This is a genomic window from Microvirga sp. P4_G7, assembly GCF_056401005.1.
Genome location: NZ_JBFUKD010001102.1, coordinates 1 through 696, shown reverse-complemented (window position 1 = coordinate 696; position 696 = coordinate 1). Strand labels below are relative to the sequence as shown.

The following is a 696-nucleotide window of genomic DNA, read 5'->3' as shown; positions in this document are numbered from 1 at the left end:
ATTCACGACAACTCGCGTCTCGCCAACGAAAGCCGCGCCTATCAATGGCTGCGGCGCACGGTCGACCTCTTGGCGGAAGGCGACAACCCAGAGGAGTTCCTGGAGCACACCAAGCTCGAACTCTTCCACGATCAGGTCTTCTGCTTCACGCCTAAGGGGCGTCTCATTGCCTTGCCGCGGGGCGCAACGCCGATCGACTTCGCCTACGCGGTTCACACGGATGTCGGCAACACCGCGGTCGGCTGCAAGATCAACGGCCGCATGTCGCCTTTGCTCACCGAATTGCAGAACGGCGACGAGGTAGAGATCATCCGCTCCGAGGGCCAAACGCCGCCGGCGGCCTGGGAGTCGCTCGTCGTCACCGGAAAGGCTCGTGCCTCAATCCKTCGTGCGACCCGCGCCGCGGTGCGGCGGCAATATACGGGCCTCGGGCGCCAGATCCTCGAACGCGCATTCGAACGCGGCGGGCGGGCGTTGTCCGATGAAAAATTGAAGGGCGCCCTGCCCCGTCTCGCCCGCGCTTCGATCGAAGACGTCCTGGCAGCGGTCGGGCGTGGCGAAATGTTCTCGGGCGACGTGGTGCGCGCCGTCTATCCGGATTTCAAGGAGGATCGCCGGACGGCAGGTCATCCGGAAGCCGCAGGTGGCGACGGAACGAGCACTGCGACGGGTATCCCGATCCGCGGCGTCCACAGC

Annotated in this window: 1 protein-coding gene; it reads left to right on the top strand. The window is 65.3% G+C overall.

Annotation, left to right across the window (positions count from 1 at the left end; all coding sequences use genetic code 11):
- A partial coding sequence (locus AC1DT3_RS23280) for a RelA/SpoT AH/RIS domain-containing protein (protein WP_477467522.1) occupies positions 1-696 on the top strand: 696 nt, incomplete at both ends.